The organism is Pseudomonas sp. C7.1 (assembly GCF_056312395.1).
In genome coordinates, this window is record NZ_JBWDTL010000003.1 from 1,287,476 (window position 1) to 1,302,994 (window position 15,519).

A 15,519-nucleotide genomic window follows, 5' to 3' on the forward strand; every position below is an offset into this window, starting at 1 on the left:
TATGGCGTTCGCCTCTTGATTTACCCTGGCGTCTGCGGCGCCGGGTTGGGCGGGTTCTCATTTGAGTCAGTTGAGTCTGGGTCGTCTGTGGGTGGTGCGTCGGGCATCAGCTCAAGCACCGTATGACTGGTGCGCAGCATGGGCATAAAGTGTCCGGCCGGTGCGCTGACCAGGTCGCTGACATGGCGCAGGCGATAGAGGGTGTACGCTGCGAGCAGACCCAGGGTGGCGGCGAAATACAGCGGCAGCGCTTGAGCGCCGATGTGCTGCATCAACAAGCCAGCCAGCAATGGGCCACACACCGAGCCGATGCCGTTGACCATCAGCAGGCTGCTGGAGCCGGCGAGGATTTCATCGCTGTGCAACTGGTCAATCAGCTGCGCCACAGCGATGGGGTAGATGGCAAAGGCCAGGCCGCCCCAGAGAAACATCAGCCCGAGCAGTAAGCGACCGGCAGGCAATAGGCTCATCAGCACCGCGACCACTACCGACAGCGCCACTACCCAGAACAGCACCAGGCGGCGGTCGTGTTTATCCGAGTAGATGCCAATCGGCCATTGCAGCAAGGCACCGCCAAGAATCGCGCTGCTCATCAGCAAGCCCACGCCGGTGGCGTCGAAGCCGTTCAGGCTGGCGTACACCGGCGCCATACCCCAGAACGCGCCAAGGGCAAGGCCGGATAAACCTGCAGCGGCCAGCGCCAGTGGGGCGATACTGACGATCTGGCGCAGGTTGGTGTGCAGGGTGTCTGGCACGCTGGGCTGAATCTGGCGGGTCAGGGTGATGGGCATCAAGGCGGCGCTGATCAGCATGGCGGCCAGTACGAACAGCACGAAGTCGCTCGGCGACGCCAGGTTGAGCAATTGCTGCGCGGCGGCCAGTGCACCGAGGTTGACCGCCATGTACACGGCAAACACCTGGCCACGCTTGTCATTCGGCACCTGGGCGTTCAGCCAGCTCTCGATCACCATATACAGGCTAACCAACGCCAGGCCGTAGAGCACGCGCAGACCCAGCCAGACCCAAGGGTCGACGATCAGCACATGGAGCAGGGCGGTGATGGCGGCCAACGCGGCGCAAAAGGCAAACGCACGGATATGCCCAACGCGGCGGACCAGCGGAATCGCCAGCCAGGTGCCAAGGAGAAAACCGACAAAGTACCCGGACATAATCAGGCCGAGCATCGAGGTGGAGTAGCCTTCGGCCACGCCACGCAGGGTCAGTAGGGTGTTGAGCAGGCCATTGCCAAGGAGGAGTAAAGCAACCCCACCGAGCAACGAGCTGATAGGGGCAATCAGGGACCACATGGCGAACTACCCTAGGGAACTATGCCCTTTAGTGCAAGCACGAAAGGTGCCAGCACTTAGCATGATAACTATTTAAGCTATTGTTTTTAAATGATTATTTATATAGACAAACGGTCTTTTGATTATTTCGGCGATTGCCTGTGTGCGTGCCGAGGGCGTTACAAAGCCGCGCTGCACCACGACTGATCGCGGCCAAAGCCGCTGCTATTGCGCGATGGCATTGCTGGGTACTGCCAGCAATGCAACAGGTTGCAGGGCCGCACTGCTCTGGTTGATGCGTTCGAGTACTTGGTTGATGGCTTGGCGATCGCGGCTATTGCTCAGGTGCTGATCGGCGGTTTCCTGCACGCTGCACACATGGCGCAGCAGATCGATTTTCTGCTGCTCGCGTAACGGCTGGTGAAGCAGGTTTTTGAAGGCCTGCAGCAAGCTGATCAACACACTGACATCGGCGCAGCCGTAGTGGCGAATAGGGCCGAAGACCAGTAGCAACAAATCATCCAGCGGGAACTCGTAATGCAACAGGCGTGGCGGGCCGTCGTCCACCAAGCTGGCATCCAGATCTGGCAGGGGCAGGCGCTTGCTAATCAGTACGCTGAGCAGGTCAATGGCCGTTATCGCCGTGCCGGGGTCGTTAATACCTGGGCTGAGTGCCTTGACGGCAATTTCCGACATCTGCGTACAGCCAAACAGGTAATGGGTGTGGGCGTATTCCTCAAGAAAGAAATCGAAGCAGTCGAGCAGGGCATCGCTAATTGCCGGCTCAACCTTACGGTTGAGCTTGAACAGCGGTCGGCAGCTCATGACGAAGACCCCGCGATGGATCATCACGGTCATGCGCAAGTCGTGTTTGCACAGAATGTTGTTGATCGTATTGACGTTTAGCTCTTTGAAGTAACCACTGCGTTGCGCGCAAACTTCAGGCCAGTGCTGATCCTCTGGCCAGTTAGGGATGTTGTCGATAGAGGCTAGTTTGGCTTCGCGAGCGGCAAGTTTCGCTAGGGTGGTGTGGTACAGGTTGTTGAGGATGTATTCCACTTGAATCGAGCGGGAAATCGAGTGGATGAAATGCGCAAACAGCCCGAGGCAAGCAATGCCCATCGTCAAGGCCATGAATACGCCGAGACTGGGTACATGGGTCGAGTTGTCCCGTTCAATCGTGGTGATCAGCAGCAGCGAGAAGAGAATGGTGCCAAGATAGAACCCCAGGGTCTTCTGATGACTTTTATCGCTGATCAACCCCGGAACCACGCGCGGTGACAGCGCCGCCGCCGCATTGTTGAGCACCACCATGACCATGGAGAAGCTGAACACCATCAGCGACAGGATGCCGCCGACCAGCGTGCCGAGAATCAGCCGAGCATTTTCGGCATTGCGCACCAGGCCCACATCAATGTTCCGTTTAAGCGACATCATCCAGGGCTGGTATTCGATGCTCATGCTCAACAGGCACAAACCTAGGAAACCCAGTGCGATCAGCGTCGGATACAGGGCCAGGCTGTGCAATATGCGTTGGTACAGGCGGAAGGTAAAATTCAACAAGCGCGGCACGGGCGTCTCGGTACGATGGATGTACTGCGACTATAGCAAGCTTGCCGGGAGAGGCTGCAACCTGAGCCTCGCTGCTGCAGGCCCAGGTCTGTTTCAGTCGTTGCAGACGCGCGAAATCGCGTTGGCCAGTTGATCCAGTCGCTCGACGTCGAGCCCCGCCATATTCGCTCGGCCTGAGCCGACCATATAAACGCTGAACTCATCGCGCAGGCGTTGCACCTGAGTTTGGCTAAGGCCTGTGTAGGAAAACATCCCGCGTTGCGCCGCGATATGGGCAAAACGCTGATTCAGCCCGTAAGGTTGCAACGCTTCGACCAAGCCGGCACGCAGGCTGGCAACGCGCTGGCGCATGGCGTCCAGTTCACTGACCCACAGGCTGTTCAGCTCGGCGTCAGCCAGAATGCTGGCCACCACTGCCGCGCCATGGGCCGGCGGGGTGGACCACAGGTTACGGGCGATGAACGCCAGCTGGCTGCGTACATCCTGCAACTTTGTCGCAGTCTGTGCGCAGACAATCAGCGCGCCGGTGCGTTCGCGGTACAGGCCGAAATTCTTTGAGCAGGAGCTGGTGATCAGCAGCTCAGGCAATTCGGCAGCGAACAGGCGTACGGCAAAGGCGTCCTGTTCCAGGCCATCACCGAAGCCCTGATAGGCGAAGTCGATCAGCGGCAGCAACTCGCGGGCTTTTACCACCTCCAGCACACGCTTCCAGTCCCGTGGCGTCAGGTCGAAGCCGGTGGGGTTGTGGCAGCAGGCGTGCAACAGCACCACATCGCCTTTGGGTACGTGGGCGAGGGCGGCAATCATGGCCTCAACATTTAGCTGGTTGTCCGCGCCGACATAGGGGTAATGCCCAACGCGCAAGCCTGCGGCAGCAAAGATGCTTTCGTGGATCGGCCAGGTCGGGTCACTCAGCCAGATGCCACGGCCCGGCAGGCAGTGGGCGATAAAGTCAGCGCACAAGCGCAGCGCACCGGTGCCGCCAGGGGTTTGGGTGGCAGCAGCGCGCTCCGCCAGCAGCGGGCTGAAGGCGCCCAGTACCAACTGAGTCAGCAGGCTGCCAAACAGCGGGTCGCCGTGGCCGCCGACATAGCTCTTGGTGGTTTCGCTTTCCACCAGCCGCTGCTCGGCGAGCTTCACTGCGCGTGGAATCGGCGTTAGACCCTGGGCGTTCTTATACACGCCCACGCCGAGGTCGAGCTTGGCCGGATTGCGGTCGCTGCGATAGGCGTCCATCAGGCCGAGAATCGGGTCGCCGGGCACCCGCTTGATGCTATGGAAATGGCTCACTTGCGGCCCTCGGCGTCGGCGGCCAACACATCGGTGCGCGCAGCCATGATGAAGTCGTTACGGTGCAGGCCACGCATTTCATGGCTCCACCAGGTCACGGTGACCTTGCCCCATTCAGTGAGCAGCGCCGGGTGGTGGCCAACTTCCTCGGCAATGGCGCCGACGGCGTTGGTAAAGGCCAGGGCGTGGCGGAAATTCTTGAACAGATAAACCCGCTCCAGCTCCATATGGTCGTCACGCACTTCGATATTCCAGTCCGGAATCTCGCGGATCAGTTCGGCCAGTTCTTCGTCCGAGACTTTCGGCGCATCGGCGCGGCAGGCTTCGCATTGGGCTTGGGCAAGGCTCATGGGGTTTCTCCTGAATTTGGGGGTAAGCAAAGAACCGTAGGATGGGTTGAGCATCGTGATACCCATCACGTAGCTGATCGATGGGTGATGGGTATCGCTGCGCTCAACCCATCCTACAAAAGCAGCTACGCTGCTTTCGGCGCAAATTTCGGTGCGTGTAGGCCCAGGCGCATAGCCTGCTGGACCATACCCATGATGTCTTCATGGGCCAGTTCGAACAGGCGCTTAAGCTCAGGCAGAACAAAATACAGTGGTTGCAGAATGTCGATGCGATACGGCGTGCGCATCGCCTCGATTGGGTCAAAAGCCAAACGCTGCGGCGCATCGGACAGGCAGTAGAGGGTTTCTTTCGGCGAGGAGAGAATGCCGCCGCCGTAGATGCGCTGGCCCTGGCTGGTATCAACCAGGCCGAACTCGATGGTCAGCCAGTACAGCCGCGCCAGGTATACACGCTCTTCCTTAGTTGCGGCCAGGCCGAGCTTGCCATAGGTGTGGGTGAATTCGGCGAACCAGGGGTTGGTCAGCAGCGGGCAGTGGCCAAAGATCTCGTGGAAAATATCCGGCTCTTGCAGGTAGTCCAGTTCCTCGGGTGTGCGGATAAAAGTCGCGACCGGGAATTGCTTGCTGGCCAGCAGCTCGAAGAAGGTCTGAAACGGAATCAGCGCTGGCACCCGCGCCACCTGCCAGCCGGTGGTGGCCCGCAAGACCTGATTGATCTCGCCGAGCTGCGGAATGCGTTCATGGGGCAGGCCGAGCTGTTCGATACCGTCCAGGTATTCCTGGCAGGCATGACCTTCGATCACCTTGAGTTGGCGGGTGATCAGGGTATTCCACACCTGATGCTCGGCCTCCGGGTAATGGATAAAACCACTGTCATCAGGTTCCCGCGCCATGTACTGGGTGCTCATGCTGCTGCCTCCTGCTGGGGCTTTGTTGTTGTGTTTGAACCAGAAATACTCCAGTGGTCGTGCTTATGCAGCCCTCGACTGAGTGTGGTGTGCAAGGGAAAGGCGGTTATTTCGTAAAGAATTGATTACGTGCGCGCCGATGCGGCGAAGTATCGTCTTGCCGCTGCGCTAATCTGTCACATATTCTTGACGAATAATCCGCCGCCAGCGTCGATTCTTACGCCGTGCGGTCTATAAGAAGCCTGATCAGAGCCCTGCCATGCGTATCAAAGTCCACTGCCAGAACCGAATTGGCATCCTGCGCGACATCCTCAACCTGCTAGTCGAATACGGCATCAACGTCGCCCGTGGCGAAGTGGGTGGCGAGCAGGGCAATGCCATCTACCTGCACTGCCCGAACCTGATCAACCTACAGTTCCAGTCGCTACGGCCCAAGTTTGAGGCGATATCCGGGGTGTTCGGCGTCAAGCGCGTTGGCCTGATGCCAAGCGAACGCCGCCATCTGGAGCTGAATGCTTTGCTCGGCGCGCTGGATTTTCCGGTGTTGTCCATCGATATGGGTGGCTCGATTGTCGCGGCCAACCGCAGCGCTGCGCAGCTCTTGGGCGTGCGGGTGGATGAGGTTCCGGGCATTGCGCTGTCGCGTTACGCCGAGGACTTTGACCTGCCTGAGCTGGTGCGCGCCAACAAGTCGCGGATCAACGGCCTGCGGGTGAAAGTCAAGGGCGATGTGTTTCTCGCCGATATCGCCCCGCTGCAGACCGAGCACGACGAGAGCGATGCCCTGGCCGGTGCGGTGCTGACCCTGCACCGCGCCGATCGCGTCGGCGAGCGCATCTACAACGTGCGCAAGCAAGAGCTGCGCGGCTTCGATTCGATCTTCCAAAGCTCCAAGGTGATGGCCGCAGTGGTGCGTGAGGCGCGGCGTATGGCACCGCTGGATGCGCCATTGCTGATCGAGGGCGAAACCGGCACCGGTAAAGAGCTGCTGGCACGCGCCTGCCACCTGGCCAGCCCGCGCGGGCAGTCGCCGTTTATGGCGCTCAACTGCGCCGGCTTGCCGGAATCCATGGCCGAAACTGAGCTGTTCGGCTACGGCCCCGGCGCCTTCGAAGGCGCGCGGCCGGAAGGCAAACTTGGCCTGCTGGAACTGACCGCCGGCGGCACGCTGTTTCTCGATGGCGTCGGCGAGATGAGCCCGCGCCTGCAGGCCAAACTCTTGCGCTTTTTGCAGGATGGCTGTTTCCGCCGGGTCGGCAGCGATGAAGAGGTCTACCTGGATGTGCGGGTGATTTGCGCCACTCAGGTCGACCTGTCCGAGCTGTGCGCCAAGGGCGAGTTTCGTCAGGACCTCTATCACCGCCTCAACGTGCTCAGCCTGCATATCCCGCCGCTGCGCGAATGCCTGGATGGCCTGGGGCCGCTGGTGGAGCACTTTCTCGATCAGGCCAGCCGGCAGATAGGCCGCCCGCTGCCCAAGCTTGCGCCGCAGGTGCTGGATAAGCTCAGCCATTACCACTGGCCGGGCAATGTGCGTCAGCTGGAGAACGTACTGTTTCAGGCCGTTTCACTGTGCGACGGCGGTGTGGTCAAAGGCGAACATATCCGCCTGCCGGACTACGGCGCGCCGCAGCCGCTCGGTGAGTTTTCAGTTGAGGGCGGGCTGGATGACATCCTCGGCCGCTTTGAAAAAGCCGTGCTGGAGCGCCTGTTCCACGACCATCCGAGTAGCCGTCAACTGGGCAAGCGCCTAGGTGTATCACACACCACCATCGCCAATAAGCTGCGTCAGCATGGGTTGGGGAAGGAGTAGCGCAGCCAGGGGCTGCGCTTGGCATGTTGTTGCTTTAGCGAGGTGTTGTCGGCCGTGCTCTTGGCCCAGGCAGAATGCCATTCACCGGGTTGCTCGAGAGTAAACGGTGACTGGCTATACCGGCGATTTCATGGCCGCGATCACTCAAGGTATTCACCACTTGGTTGACCAGGGCAGTGATCAAAATGCCCGCCAATCCGCCGCCGCTGTTCTGTTGCTGCTCGGCGGTGCTGGCGCGCGCGACGCCCTTCCAAAGCTCTTTACCGCTGCGCAAATCAACCAGTGTTGCGGTGACCGCGACCGCAACCTCGCTGCTGATGATCATGTAGCTGCTGCCGTATTCGGTGACGTCGATATACAGCACGGTATCCGCGGCAAAAATCTCGTGAAGTTTCTGCGGCGAAACCTCGCGGATTTCATCCGCATTCATCAGGCCATTCTGCTTGAAGGTTTCATCGACCACAGCAACAGGCAGTACGTAATAGCCAGCCTCACTCAGTGGCAGGGTGATATGCGAGTAAACGCTGTAAGACGCTTTGACATCAGGCGACTTGTTGACGGGCGGCAGAACCAGGATAGAGGCCGGGTTGCTCTCTTTGAAGGCGCTGTAATCGTAAGGCTGCTGGGTGACGCAGCCGCTCAGCAGCATGGATAGCGCCAGCGCTGCGAGCGCTTTAAGTGGGTTTAGAAAGGGCATGCTGATCACTTGGCAAATTTACGCATCAGGAAGTCCATGTACTGGGCGGACTCGGGGAACAGGGTTTTCTCGGTCTCGAATTGCTGGCGTACCTGATCGGCTTTGCCGATTTCCGCATACAGCATGCCCAGATGGGCGTGGAAGCCAGGTGGTAGCGCACGATCTGCGGCCCGTGCCTTTTGCAGGCTTGCTTCAAGGGCGGCAATCTGCTCTTGAGCGCTGCTGGTGCTCTCGAAACGCTGGTAAACCTGTTGCTGATAGCCATCCCAATAATAAAGTGGCTGCGGCTGCGTCACACAGCCACTCAGAGTGGCTGCGGCCATTGAGGCCGCGAGAAAAAGTATGGGGCGAGTGAAGTTCATGGTCGGTTTCTCCATGTTCACTTGGCTGGGCGCCAAGCGCCGCTATCGACACCATTGACCAGGTTGTTCACGGCTTCGCGAATCGCCAGATCCAGTACCTTGCCGTTGAGTGTCGAGTCATAGCTGGCAGTGCCGCCGAAACCGACGATCTCGCGGTTGGACAGGCTGTACTCGCCCGCGCCCTGGGCGGAATAGACCACTTCGGATGTCTGTACATCGACAATATTCAGGTTGACCTTGGCGTAGGCAATCTGCTGTTTGCCGCGTCCGAGAATGCCAAACAACTGGTGGTCGCCTACTTCTTTACGGCCGAATTCGGTGACATCGCCGGTGACGACAAAGTTTGCTCCGCGCACCTGTTGAGCCTGTTTGGAAAAGCCTGATTCCTGTTGCAGTTCGGCCAGGTTGTCGCGGTCAAGCACATTGAAACGATTGGACTGTTGCAAATGGGTGATCAGAATAGTTTTAGCCTGCCCGCCGAGACGGTCGACATTGTCAGTGAAGATGCCGCGCATATAGCTGGAGCGATTATCAAACTTGCCCACGGCAATCGGGCTGCGTGGGCCACTGTAGTGACTGCTGGCAGTGGTGACTTTTGCAACTTCCAGGGTGCGCGATTGTTCAGTGGCGCAGCCGCTAAGCAGTACAAGCAAGCCTGCGAGGCTGGCAGTGATGATTTTGTTCATACGAATCTCATTGGATTAATAGACAGGGGAAAGCAAGACCGGGTCGGAGCCGTCAGGGTTTTCACAAGGTGCTAACGCTGGGGGCGCTTGCTGCTGCATGTGCTGAACGCGAATAACGGCATAAGTCTATCCATGACGGTAAGTCCAGAAGGTGGGGGAGGATGCGTCCTGCGGCGGCGATTCTAATCGGCATCAGAATGGTTTGCCAGATGTACTGGCTATTTGATGCTATGCGTGCAATGGCAGCGTGCTGTGCTGCGTGATCGCTCCAATGTCCAGCCGATATATCCGCATCTGGAGCATCAGATTGCGGAGGCAGGAGCACACGCATGGAGTCTCGCGGGTGTTAATGGCAAACCTAGGTTTCAGGCGCCCCACGCCAGGCAGCAACCACGCGCTTGCGTAATGCTTGGCGATCCTGCAGTTGGTTGATCGCCTGCTCAGCCAGCTTGATCCAGTAGTGGTCCACATCTGCCTGGTATACCGAGGTATGTGCGGCCAGTTCGGCCCAGGCTGCAGGCAGGTGTTTGCCGTTAAAGCCGCCTGGTTTGTCTTGGGCCAGAAAGCGCACGCGGGTAATACCTGCCAGCAGAATACGGCCGTAGCACATCAGGCAAGGTTGCAGGCTGACGTACAGGGTGAGAGCGCTGCGGTCCTGCTCTGGGTACTCAGTTTCCAGTTGATCGAGGAGTAGCATTTCGGCGTGAGCGGCGCTGTTGTAGTGTCCATCGACAAATACCTGATTGCGGGCGCTGCACAGCAGCTCCTGGTTTTGCTTAACCAGCACAGCCCCTACGCCATAACAGCCTTGTTCCACCGCCAACAGCGCCTGTTCACAGCAAAGCCTGGCCCAGATGTCGGCCGGTTTTTGGCTGTGCGGCGCGTGTTGCAGCAGGTCGGCATGGGCGCTATTCATCGGTCTTCCGTGGGTTGGATGCTGAGGAGCAGTTTAGTCATGAGCGTGTTGTATGCAGGAGGGGCTTTAGCCGTGAGCGCTGCTCGCGGTTACAAACCCTCTACTGGGTCAGCCCACAACCGAAACTTTAGCGCTAGAGTGTGCTGAATTAGCCAATGACCTGATGGAGCGACAGCAAGGATTGCCATGCCAACTATAAACCGCAGTGATGCCCAGCAACGTGCCGATGAGATCAGCGTATTCAACCGTGAATTAGCGCGCCTTGAGGCCGAGCAAGTGCTGCGCCTGAGTGACGAGCAGCGCAGCAGTCTGCACGGCTACCAGCAGCAATTGCTCAACAGCTACCTGGCGGCTTTTGATATCGATCACGATACCCAGGCCCGTCAGCTGTCGCTGGGCATGCGTATCGCCTCGTTTCTCGGCGCGCTGGCGTTGGCGGCCAGTGTGTTTTTTCTGTTCTATCAGTTCTGGGGTTTGTTCGGCACGCAGAGCCAGGTGGCGATTCTGCTGACGGCGAGCATCGCCTCGTTCGGCTTGACGCTGTGGGTGCAGCGCCTCGATAGCTCGGGCTATTTCAGCAAGTTGGCGGCTCTGGTGGCCTTTACCTGCTTTGTGCTGAACATCGTCATGCTCGGGCAGATCTTCAATATCACCCCATCAGACAAGGCGCTGCTGCCCTGGACCGCGTATGCGCTGTTACTGGCCTATGCTTGTGGCGCGAGGTTGCTGCTGGCGGCGGGGATTATCTGTCTGCTGGCGTTTATCGCCGCCCGTGTCGGTGTCTGGAATGGCATCTATTGGCTGGGCTTTGGTCAGCGTCCGGAGAACTTTATTCCGGGAGCTTTACTGATCTTCGCGGTGCCGTTAGTGATTGATCAGCGCCGCTACGACGGCTTTACCGTGATCTACCGGGTGTTCGCGCTGCTGGCGCTGTTTCTGCCGGTGCTGCTGTTGGCGCATTGGGGGGAGGGCAGCTATTTCGACTATCCCGCCAGCTATATCGAAAACGCGTATCAGCTGCTGGGCTTCGTGCTGGCGGCGTTGGTGATCTGGCTCGGTGTACGCCGTGAGTGGCCGGATGTGGTGAATACCGGGCTGAGCTTCTTTGTGATCTTTCTCTACACCAAGCTGTTCGACTGGTGGTGGGAGAGCATGCCCAAGTACCTGTTCTTCCTGGTGCTGGGCCTGAGTGCGGTGCTGATTTTGCTGGTGTTACGGCGTCTGCGTAGCCGCCATGGCTTGCTGGGAGGTGCACAATGAACAGCATTCGCCCGCGTTATCTAATCGCCGGTCTGGTGTTGATTGGCCTGGTTAACGCCGTCGTCCTGGCGGGTGTGGCCTGGAATCGCCAGTCGCCAGAGGAAAGCCATCTACAACTGTCCGAACGCGAGCTGGCCGCTACCTACGCCTATTGGCGCAAGGACAACAGCAGCCTGGCGCTGCGCCTGGATTATCGCTGGCCAAGCCAGGCGGATGATGACCATTACTACCTGTCGATCAGTGCTGAGAAGATGGTCGAATTGGGCTTCCAGGTGCCCACAGAGCTGAACGAGCAGACAGTACGGCGCTACCGCCGTCAGCTGGACCGTGATGCGCTGCTGGTGTTGGAGCTCAATGGCCCGGCCTATCAGCGTGAAGTCGCGCTGCTGGTTGCCGCCCATGCCGAGGCGCTGCGTTTGCACAAATCCGTGCCGGACAGCAAAGAGCTGCGAGAGGCGGCTCAGCATGCCGCCAATGCACTGGATTACGAGCAACGGCGTGCCAGTCGCTTGCTGGTGGTCGATGTCGGGCTTGATCAGCAGGCGCTGCGTGCGCGTTACCCTGATCGTACGCGGTACGCCATTGTGCGCAGCATTATCGAGGTGCAGGCCAGCAGTGTAGCGACTGATTGGAAGGGCGAGGACGATGACCCGCGCCCCGACAACCAGCGCTGGACCTGGCAACTCGGCGGCTCTGCCGATACCCCAGGGGTGCAGAGCCTCAACCTACCACAGCGCTGGCATGCGACGTTCGCCAGCCTGCCGCAGCACGGCGAGGAGCTCGGTGTTGATTACCCGAGTTATCAGAAGCTGTTTAACGCTGAAGTTGCATTCGGCCGGCGCTTGGAACCCTGGTTTATTGATTTAAGCGCCAGAGAAGTGAGCGCAGCGCAGCCTGCGACCAAGGTGCAATAGCTCGGCGCGGCGTGCTGGGTGAAAGTGGCGGCGTTCCAATCCTGCGTGGTTTGGGTGCAAGCGTTTCTCCATTCCTCTCCCTGGAATGATTTGGGCAGGCGGTCAGATGACCGCTTTTTTTATGGCTATGTCTGAGTTAACTGTTGCGTGGCCCTATATCCCAGCGACTCACCCAAGCAAATCAACGGGTTGAGCTGCGTTTTGTAGCGTTCAAGCAGGCGCCGCCAGCCTAAATAATTCGTCAGGTATTTGGTGGCCACACCATGAAAAGGAATCATCCAGCTCTTGAGCCGACTATCGTAGGCGTTCACGTTCTGGATGTGGAAAGCGCCATCAACTCGGCGTTTCTGACTCGGGTTTATCGGTCGATGAGTAATGCCCTCTGCTTTGGCAAAGTGGGCATAGACACCTGCGCTGTCGGTGCAAAGAATCGCGTCCGCGTCTATCAGCGGGCGCAGTCGCTCCCCGACGTGGCGTGCATCAAGCTTTTCCAGCTTGAAGTCAGCCTGCTGGCCACTACGATCTCTCACCACCAACACTGGGATCTGCTCGGCAGACAACCCGCGCCGCTTGGCACTTCCACCGCGCTTACGAGGTGGGCGGGGCAGCTCTCTCTGGCCCTTGAAGGACTCCAGGAAGAAGGTCTCATCCGCCTCGACAATGCCCGATGCATGCCGGGCCTGGTGATCAGCAATTCGAGAGAGAAACCGGTGCCGCCACAGGAAAGCCGTGTTCTTGCTGACGCCACAATGGATTGCGGCCTTGCGTACGCTCAGGCTTTGGGTCAACGCCTCGGCATAGTCTTGCCACAGATGACGCTTTCTCAATCGCGCCATAGGAGTGCCCGTCAGAGCATTACTGGTTTTGCCACACGCTTTGCAGCGATACCGAGGCAGGTCGCCACTGGTGCCCCACGGGCGCAGTTCTTTGGACTGGCAATGTGGGCAGTGGCTGGGGGCTTTGATTACGTCCTGCGTAAGCACGCCGGTATGTGAAAGGCTGGTGCTCAACTGACGACGCTGCTCTGGCGTTAGGGTGGGCAGCTGGGCTACCCACCGTGAAAACTGAATCGCTTTCATGATCAATCCCTCGCATTCGGAGACATCACAACTCAGTTTAGACCATCGCAACAGTTAACTTAGACATAGCCTTTTTTATTGGCGTGCTATCCCTGGTCGCCACCCTGCGGCCCGTCGCTTCGCGACGTTAAAAATTGCTCCCGGTAATTTTTTCGTCCTGAGAAAACGTCTGCAACCATGGTCGTAGAGCGTTAAGACCATGGTCGAATGGCTCAAAGGTGGGGTCCTGGCTACAAAATGGGCCATAGAACAACAACTACCCACCGAGGTGTTTCTGATGAGTGCTGCGTCCTTGTATCCCGTGCGTCCGGAGGCGGCGGCCCAGTCGCTGACTGATGAAGCCACCTATAAAGCCATGTACCAGCAGTCGGTGATCAACCCTGACGGTTTCTGGCGTGAGCAGGCTCAGCGCCTGGACTGGATCAAGCCGTTCACCAAGGTCAAGCAAACCTCCTTCGACGATCACCACGTCGATATCAAATGGTTTGCCGACGGCACCCTTAACGTTTCCTACAACTGCCTGGACCGTCACCTGGAAGAGCGTGGCGATCAGGTGGCGATCATCTGGGAAGGCGATGACCCGTCCGAGCACGAGGAAATCACCTACCGCCAGCTGCACGAGCAGGTCTGCAAGTTCGCCAACGCCTTGCGTGGCCAGGATGTGCACCGTGGCGATGTAGTGACCATCTACATGCCGATGATTCCCCAGGCGGTGGTGGCGATGCTGGCCTGTACCCGTATCGGCGCGATCCACTCGGTGGTGTTCGGCGGCTTCTCCCCGGAAGCGCTGGCCGGGCGGATTATCGATTGCCAATCCAAGGTGGTGATCACCGCCGATGAAGGCCTGCGCGGCGGCAAGAAAACCCCGCTAAAAGCCAACGTCGACGACGCCCTGACCAACCCGGAAACCGCGAGCATCCAGAAGGTTATTGTGTGCAAGCGCACCGGCAGCCCGATCAAGTGGAACCAGCATCGCGACATCTGGTACGAAGACCTGATGGCCGTGGCCGGTAGCGTCTGCGCACCGAAGGAAATGGGTGCCGAGGAAGCGCTTTTTATCCTCTACACCTCGGGCTCCACCGGTAAGCCGAAAGGCGTGCAGCACACCACCGGCGGCTATCTGGTGTATGCCGCGCTGACCCATGAGCGGGTGTTCGACTACAAGCCGGGTGATGTCTACTGGTGCACCGCCGATGTCGGCTGGGTCACCGGCCACAGCTATATCGTCTACGGCCCGCTGGCCAATGGCGCGACCACGCTGCTGTTTGAAGGTATCCCGAACTACCCGGACATCACCCGTGTGTCGAAGATTATCGACAAGCACAAGGTCAATATCCTCTACACCGCACCTACTGCGATCCGCGCGATGATGGCTCAAGGCGAGGCGGCGGTTGCCGGTGCTGATGGCTCCAGTCTGCGCCTGCTTGGCTCGGTCGGTGAGCCGATCAATCCGGAGGCCTGGAACTGGTACTACAAGACTGTCGGCAAAGAGCGTTGCCCGATTGTTGATACCTGGTGGCAGACCGAAACCGGTGGCATCCTGATCAGCCCGCTGCCGGGTGCAACCGCACTTAAACCTGGCTCGGCGACCCGTCCGTTCTTCGGCGTGCAGCCAGCGCTGGTGGATAACCTAGGTAACCTGATTGATGGTGCTGCCGAAGGCAACCTGGTGATTATCGATTCCTGGCCGGGTCAGGCGCGTACGCTGTACGGCGATCACGACCGCTTTGTCGACACCTACTTCAAGACCTTCAAGGGCATGTACTTCACTGGCGACGGCGCACGCCGCGACGAGGATGGTTACTACTGGATCACCGGTCGTGTAGACGACGTGCTCAACGTCTCTGGCCATCGCATGGGTACCGCTGAAATCGAAAGCGCCATGGTTGCTCACCCGAAAGTCGCTGAGGCCGCTGTGGTTGGCGTGCCGCACGACATCAAAGGGCAGGGCATTTATGTCTACGTCACCTTGAATGGTGGCGAGCAGCCTTCTGAGCAGTTGCGCCAGGAGTTGAAAAACTGGGTGCGCAAGGAAATCGGTCCGATTGCCTCACCGGACGTGATTCAGTGGGCCCCAGGTCTGCCCAAAACCCGCTCGGGCAAGATCATGCGCCGTATCCTGCGCAAGATCGCCACCGCCGAATACGATGCGCTCGGCGACATCTCCACGCTGGCCGATCCTGGTGTGGTGCAGCACCTTATCGACACCCACCGCCAGATGCAGGCTGCCTGACTTCGCTTGAAACGCCTGTAAGCAACGCCCTGTTTCGGCCACAAGCCGGGCAGGGCGTTGTGCTTTGTGCGCTGTTATCGATTTTCATCTGGGTATTTGCTTGTCACTTGAGCGTAACAACGCGCACTTTTATGGGGTGTGCGGGAACGTTCC

Annotated in this window: 14 protein-coding genes; 4 read left to right on the forward strand and 10 right to left on the reverse strand. The window is 59.0% G+C overall.

What is annotated here, in order from left to right; translation table 11 throughout:
• Positions 1–20: 20 nt before the first annotated feature.
• The 5 genes from AC0T4W_RS09355 to phhA form a co-directional block, all read right to left on the reverse strand.
• Entirely contained in the window at positions 21–1,307 is a 1,287-nt protein-coding gene (locus AC0T4W_RS09355; protein WP_476318740.1) for an MFS transporter, read from the reverse strand.
• 204 nt (positions 1,308–1,511) lie between these two features.
• Positions 1,512–2,858, reverse strand: coding sequence for a DUF2254 domain-containing protein (locus AC0T4W_RS09360; RefSeq protein ID WP_476318741.1), 1,347 nt, complete (start codon positions 2,856–2,858; stop codon positions 1,512–1,514).
• A 93-nt stretch (positions 2,859–2,951) separates the two neighbouring features.
• A complete protein-coding gene (locus tag AC0T4W_RS09365; RefSeq protein WP_476318742.1) occupies positions 2,952–4,148 on the reverse strand; it encodes an amino acid aminotransferase in 1,197 nt (398 codons plus the stop codon).
• Positions 4,145–4,498: a 4a-hydroxytetrahydrobiopterin dehydratase gene (locus tag AC0T4W_RS09370; RefSeq protein ID WP_476318743.1), complete on the reverse strand. Its 354-nt coding sequence runs from the start codon at positions 4,496–4,498 to the stop codon at positions 4,145–4,147. Before AC0T4W_RS09370 ends, AC0T4W_RS09365 begins: the two co-directional genes overlap by 4 nt.
• A 125-nt stretch (positions 4,499–4,623) precedes the next feature.
• Positions 4,624–5,406: a phenylalanine 4-monooxygenase gene (phhA, locus tag AC0T4W_RS09375; RefSeq protein ID WP_476318744.1), complete on the reverse strand. Its 783-nt coding sequence runs from the start codon at positions 5,404–5,406 to the stop codon at positions 4,624–4,626.
• Positions 5,407–5,665: 259 nt separating this feature from the next.
• Between phhA and AC0T4W_RS09380 the strand changes: the two genes are divergently transcribed.
• Positions 5,666–7,219 (forward strand): sigma-54-dependent transcriptional regulator, encoded by a 1,554-nt coding sequence (locus AC0T4W_RS09380; protein ID WP_476318745.1) that lies wholly within the window; start codon positions 5,666–5,668, stop codon positions 7,217–7,219.
• A gap of 34 nt (positions 7,220–7,253) precedes the next feature.
• On the opposite strand, the gene AC0T4W_RS09385 is transcribed toward AC0T4W_RS09380, so the two are convergent.
• The 4 genes from AC0T4W_RS09385 to AC0T4W_RS09400 form a co-directional block, all read right to left on the reverse strand.
• Positions 7,254–7,916, reverse strand: a complete 663-nt coding sequence (locus tag AC0T4W_RS09385) for a DUF799 domain-containing protein (protein ID WP_476318746.1) — start codon at positions 7,914–7,916, stop codon at positions 7,254–7,256.
• A gap of 5 nt (positions 7,917–7,921) precedes the next feature.
• Positions 7,922–8,278 (reverse strand): DUF4810 domain-containing protein, encoded by a 357-nt coding sequence (locus AC0T4W_RS09390; protein ID WP_476318747.1) that lies wholly within the window; start codon positions 8,276–8,278, stop codon positions 7,922–7,924.
• A gap of 17 nt (positions 8,279–8,295) precedes the next feature.
• Positions 8,296–8,964 carry a CsgG/HfaB family protein gene (locus AC0T4W_RS09395; RefSeq protein WP_476318748.1) on the reverse strand — a complete coding sequence of 223 codons (669 nt, stop codon included), beginning with the start codon at positions 8,962–8,964 and terminating at the stop codon, positions 8,296–8,298.
• A gap of 358 nt (positions 8,965–9,322) precedes the next feature.
• Positions 9,323–9,880, reverse strand: a complete 558-nt coding sequence (locus tag AC0T4W_RS09400; protein WP_476318749.1) for a nucleoside deaminase — start codon at positions 9,878–9,880, stop codon at positions 9,323–9,325.
• A gap of 186 nt (positions 9,881–10,066) precedes the next feature.
• Between AC0T4W_RS09400 and AC0T4W_RS09405 the strand changes: the two genes are divergently transcribed.
• Positions 10,067–11,140 (forward strand): DUF2157 domain-containing protein, encoded by a 1,074-nt coding sequence (locus AC0T4W_RS09405; protein WP_476318750.1) that lies wholly within the window; start codon positions 10,067–10,069, stop codon positions 11,138–11,140.
• Positions 11,137–12,054 carry a DUF4824 family protein gene (locus AC0T4W_RS09410; RefSeq protein ID WP_476318751.1) on the forward strand — a complete coding sequence of 306 codons (918 nt, stop codon included), beginning with the start codon at positions 11,137–11,139 and terminating at the stop codon, positions 12,052–12,054. The genes AC0T4W_RS09405 and AC0T4W_RS09410 overlap by 4 nt, the downstream gene beginning before the upstream one ends.
• Before the next feature lie 125 nt (positions 12,055–12,179).
• On the opposite strand, the gene AC0T4W_RS09415 is transcribed toward AC0T4W_RS09410, so the two are convergent.
• Complete coding sequence (locus AC0T4W_RS09415; RefSeq protein ID WP_476315460.1) at positions 12,180–13,133, reverse strand: IS1595 family transposase; 954 nt, start codon at positions 13,131–13,133, stop codon at positions 12,180–12,182.
• A gap of 277 nt (positions 13,134–13,410) precedes the next feature.
• On the opposite strand from AC0T4W_RS09415, the gene acs reads away from it, so the two are divergent.
• Positions 13,411–15,366, forward strand: a complete 1,956-nt coding sequence (acs, locus tag AC0T4W_RS09420) for an acetate--CoA ligase (protein WP_476318752.1) — start codon at positions 13,411–13,413, stop codon at positions 15,364–15,366.
• Positions 15,367–15,519 lie beyond the last annotated feature (153 nt).